This window comes from Stieleria sp., from assembly GCF_041595215.1.
Classification (GTDB): domain Bacteria; phylum Planctomycetota; class Planctomycetia; order Pirellulales; family Pirellulaceae; genus Stieleria; species Stieleria magnilauensis.
Map to the genome: position 1 here is coordinate 1 of NZ_JBFHKV010000710.1, position 4,653 is coordinate 4,653.

4 protein-coding genes are annotated in these 4,653 nt (G+C 59.9%); 3 read left to right on the forward strand and 1 reads right to left on the reverse strand.

Annotated elements, in window-relative coordinates:
* Positions 1-599 precede the first annotated feature (599 nt).
* On the forward strand, positions 600-1,694 hold the full coding sequence (locus ABX749_RS22915; protein ID WP_372898032.1) for a hypothetical protein: 1,095 nt from the start codon (positions 600-602) through the stop codon (positions 1,692-1,694).
* Positions 1,695-1,839: 145 nt separating this feature from the next.
* Here ABX749_RS22915 and ABX749_RS22920 read toward each other — a convergent pair whose 3' ends face one another.
* Entirely contained in the window at positions 1,840-2,484 is a 645-nt protein-coding gene (locus ABX749_RS22920) for a pyridoxamine 5'-phosphate oxidase family protein (protein ID WP_372898033.1), read from the reverse strand.
* 71 nt (positions 2,485-2,555) lie between these two features.
* Here ABX749_RS22920 and ABX749_RS22925 point away from each other — a divergent pair, with 71 nt between their 5' ends.
* Positions 2,556-3,149, forward strand: coding sequence for an RNA polymerase sigma factor (locus ABX749_RS22925; protein ID WP_372898034.1), 594 nt, complete (start codon positions 2,556-2,558; stop codon positions 3,147-3,149).
* On the forward strand, positions 3,146-4,653 hold a 1,508-nt coding region (locus tag ABX749_RS22930), incomplete at its 3' end, for an MG2 domain-containing protein (RefSeq protein WP_372898035.1). The genes ABX749_RS22925 and ABX749_RS22930, both read left to right, overlap by 4 nt.

Here is a 4,653-nt window from a genome sequence, read left to right on the forward strand (position 1 = left end):
ATCGCGGGTGATCCAATGTCCGTCACGTTTGAATATCACGCACCAGGTTGATTTGACCTCAGAAGTTGACCGATTGGTGTTGATAGCTCTCGATCTTGTCGATTGTTAAGGTCCGACCGCCCCGGCAAAACAAGTCGCAGAAGTCCTTCGCGGTTCTGGCGAAAACATCCAACCAGCTTTCACGAAGGTCATTTGCCGACATTTCACATTGCCGCTAAAGCGTCGGCACTCGACATGACCCCATTAAATCTCCGTGCTCAAAGCTAAGCCAAGGGGAGGCGGTGGGGGCCGCCCCTAAGATCCGCCCGTCGACGACGGGAATTGTGTCCGCTAGCAACTCCTCAAGTGAGTGCTTGATCTGTGGGTGTCTCCTTTCACCTGGCCTTCGGTCCACGGTTTTCGTTCCTGCAGCTGCTCCGCCGGTGATCTCTCGATCAGACGCTAGTTTTGCGGCAATTGTCGTGGTCTTCGGGAAGAATCGCGTTGTAATTGGCGACAAAAGGCTTAGGATCGTCACTCGTTACCCAGTGTCCGCGACCAGAGCCCTCCCCCCAGATTACCGGGATGGATGGCGAGACTTTTCGGGGAGGATTACTTTGATGCCTCAGTTGACGAGCCCGCTTTTCTCGCTTCGTATTCTTGTGCTTTCGGCACTCGTCGCTTCGGCCGCCCACGCCGATGTGTTCACGGCGATCAATTACGGCGCCGCCGATGCCAACGAGCAAATCGCATTCGATTCCATCAACGACTTTCGCGCCGATCCTCGAAATGGACTGTACAAGGCGTTTCAGGGTCTTGGGTACGGCGGCACCAAGGTCCAGTTCGACTCGATCTTGTCCGGCCAAACGTCGCACAGTTCTGGTTGGTGGGCCAGCAACTTCGGCAACAATCTTGTGACCGGAAGCATGGACTTCTTTCAAACCGTTCCGTCGACGGTCAAATCTCAGTTTGACAGTTTACCGTCCGCTGGTTCACTGAGCCCCTTTCTGTGGAGCGATAACATCGGATGGTCGGCTCATCAGTATGCGACCTGGGTTGAGAACGACGCCGGGATGACCGCGAATCCGCACGCCATTCCCGGGGCGCCGGGTCTTGGTGGTCGGTTCACCAATGCCGGCGTGAATTGGTTATCGGCTGGAGAAAATATCGCTGCCGATTGGCCGCTCAGTCCGGATCTGATGCACGCGGGGTTTGCGATCGACTGGGGAGTTGGCACCGATGGAATCCAGGACCCTCCGGGGCATCGCAACTCGATGCTCAGCAGTGACTTCACCCACGCCGGCATCGGTATCGTTGACGGGGGTTGGACGCCGGGTGATGTCACTCAAGTTCAGCATCTGGCCCGAACGTTTTCGATGGACGACTCGATTTTCTTCGGTTACGTCACCGATGAATTGACGGGGGATGCGCTAATGGGCATCTCCGTTGACTTGTACGATGCCTCCAATGTGTTGCTTGGCACGACGACCACCGATGCTCAAGGAGCCTATACCATTGAATACGATGGTGGATTCGGCTCCCCCGATCGCGTCGATCTGTTTGCCTTTGGTCGCACGGTGACCAGTACAGGACTAGGTTCTTCAGGTTCCAACTACTTCTTGGATGCGGCGATTACGGCGGTTCCCGAACCGTCATCCTTTTTTGCTTTGACGACGTTCGCGATCCCGGTCGTGCTGCGACGGCGCAGGCGATAAGCATCGGGCACCGAGCACGAGCATTCCGCCGCAGCTATTGTTTTCGGGTAGTGGACGAGGCGACGAGTCCAATCGGATTGCGAGCTGCGAGGACTCCTCGCGTCGTCCACTACTGCGGGCCCGAAGATGAAGGCGAGACGGAATACTAGGGCACCACCCAATACGCATCGATTCCACCCGCCGCTTCGTAATCGATCACCGATCGCACGTGCCCTCGGCGGCGGAGGTACAACCAGTCGGCGTGCCGAACCGTCGTCCGCACGATTCGGAAGTTCTCCCGCCCGCGTTCAGACTCTTCTCGAGTAACGAAACGGTCTGCGGTCGATGGAGGCTGGGGATTGTTGACGCGCTCGCCCGGCGGACGGACGGAGAGATAGGACGCTCGGCTGTCCGGTGTCGTTTGCCTCCACGCTTCGTCGGCCTGATCACGATCGATCACCTCCGCGGTGCCATCAAGCCGAAGCTGGATTTTGGACGCCGGATCGTAAAACAGCCACGACACCGGTGCAGGAGAGCCCAGGGCATTAAGCTGTTCAATCTTGTCCGACCGCATGTCGGTGTAGAAGTCGATGGCACGGCGAGGCGGATCCGCATGACGCAGCACGACGGTGCGACACTTGGGATGCGGGATCGTGCCGTCGGGGAGATCGATCGTCGAAAATGCCCCCAGATTCCAGGGATGCTGCGACGATTCCGCTCCGCCGCACAAGGTTTTCCAAATCAGAGCGTCCAATTCCGCCAGGGGCTGGTCAGACTGGAGCAGTTGATCGAATGCCGAAGAGATCGCCACGCCGGAGACTCGCGGTGGGAGGCTGGGAAAAAGCCCGATCGTATCCGATTTTGTAAAATCCGTTCACTCCCGTGCCTCGTCTGTATCTTCGGACAACGCATTTTCCGCTGCAGGCGTATCGCATGAGCGACGATCCGGAATCGATCGAACCGACAACGACAGACGCCCGATGCGAGCGTCTGGAGCTGTTTTTTGATTCCTGTCCGGACGAAATTCTGGGGACGCTGTATTACGTCGTCGGAAATCTGGAGGACGCCCGGGATGCGTTGCAGGAAACGTTTTTGAAGTGTTGGCATCGCCGGCACCAGATCGATGACATCCAAAATCTTCGGGCCTGGGTGTTTCGAATCGCGCTCAATACCGGTCGCGACTTTCGAAAAACCGCCTGGAATCGTCGTCGAAAATCCCTGCAAGAGGACCATCCGATGGCTTCGACCGCTGACAGCCCGACGGACGGGCTGATGAAAAACGAGGAACTCACCCGGCTCCGGCGGGCCGTTTCGACGCTGCCGCCGGAACAGCAAGAGGTGTTTTTGCTGCGGCAAAACGGTGACCTGACGTATTCCCAGATCGCCGACGCGATGTCGTTGCCGCTGGGGACCGTCAAAACCCGTATGCGTTCGGCCATCCGTCAACTTCGCCAAAGCGTGGGAGACCTGTCATGAACCACGAGCCAAACACCAATCACCCGCCCATCGACGACGACGACTTGCGACAGTCCCTGCTCGAGCTGCATTACGGATTGCTGGAAGACGACGAGTCGGCGGAGTTGAAACGACGCATCGAAACCGATCCGATCGTGGCACAGCGGTGGGCCGAGACGCTGCTGGTCGCCTCGAAACTGGCCGCCGCCGCCAAGGTCACCGCGCCGGCAAGGCGGGACACCATCGCTGCCCCGCCGGTCGAGACATCGGTCGAGTCCCCGATCATCCCGCCGACGGTTTCGCCCAAGCCGCGCCAACCGGCAAGCACACAGCAGCCGGGCCACCCGGCGTCTGCGTCGGCCCCTTCCGCAGATGTCTCGCCCACAGACGTCTCGCCCGCAGCCCCCGATCGCTTTCTGCGTCTGTGGCTGGGATCGCTGGCGACCGCGGCGACACTGGCGATCGCCATCAGCGGCATTCGCTACCTGGACCAGCGCCCTGCATCGCCCGACGTCGGTCTGCGTGTGGCGGTGCAACCGGTCGCCGGAGCCGACGCCGCGGCGCGAAACGAGTTCCTGGTCGCCGTGGGTCCCCAACCCGTCGATCCGACGCTCAGCGACACGCTGGATCCATCGATGCCGGTGGTGCCGGCGACGATCTCCTTCAAGGTCCTCTCCAAAGGCGCCGTGCTGTTCTTCGGGACCTCTGAAACGACGGGGCAAGGCCCCTGCCGGATTCGCGTGCCCGACGACATTGCGATTCCCGGCGATGCGGTCTTGCACGTCGACGCCCATCCGACCGGTCGCAAGGGTCTGGTGCGATTGACGGTGCCGCTAGAACCGACGCGTTGTTTGACATTCCTGTCGACCGATCGACCGGTTTATCGTCCCGGCGAAACCGTGTTCTTTCGGTCGGTCACGCTGAATCGTCGAACGCTCGCGGCGCACCTCGACGTCCCGATCCGTTTTGAACTCTTCGACGCCAGCGGTGCGACGGTTGAAGGCGCGATTCTGGAAGGCGTCTCTGAGCGGGGCGTCGGCAACGGCGCGTTTGTGATTCCCGAATCCGCGCCCGGTGGAACGTACCAGTTGATCGCCAAAAGTCTGGACGGATTTTTCCCGGACCAGGTCTGCGAATTGGAAGTGCGTCGTTACCGAGCGGTTCGATTGAAAACGGATCTCGAGTTTTCCAAACGATCCTACAGTGCCTCCGACCGCGTCGAGGCCACGTTGACCGTCCGCCGGGCGGATGATTCGATTCCCGTCGCCGCCCCGGCACGCATCCAAGCCGTCGTCGACGGCGACGTCATTCATCAATCCACCAGCTCACTGGGTATCAACGGCGAGCTTGCGGTCGCGTTCGACTTGCCCAAAGTGATCCGCGAAGGCGAAGGCACGTTGTCGATCGCGATCGACGATGGATCGGTCACCGAAACCGCCGCCCGCCCGATCCCGATTCACACCGGACGCGCGGAAGTCGATTTTTATCCCGAAGGCGGCTACTTGGTCGGTGGGGTCACCAACCG

What these genes read in the sequence shown, in the direction of transcription:
- ABX749_RS22915 (WP_372898032.1), top strand. Translation starts at nt 600, where the DNA reads ATGCCTCAGTTGACGAGCCCGCTTTTCTCGCTTCGTATTCTTGTGCTT.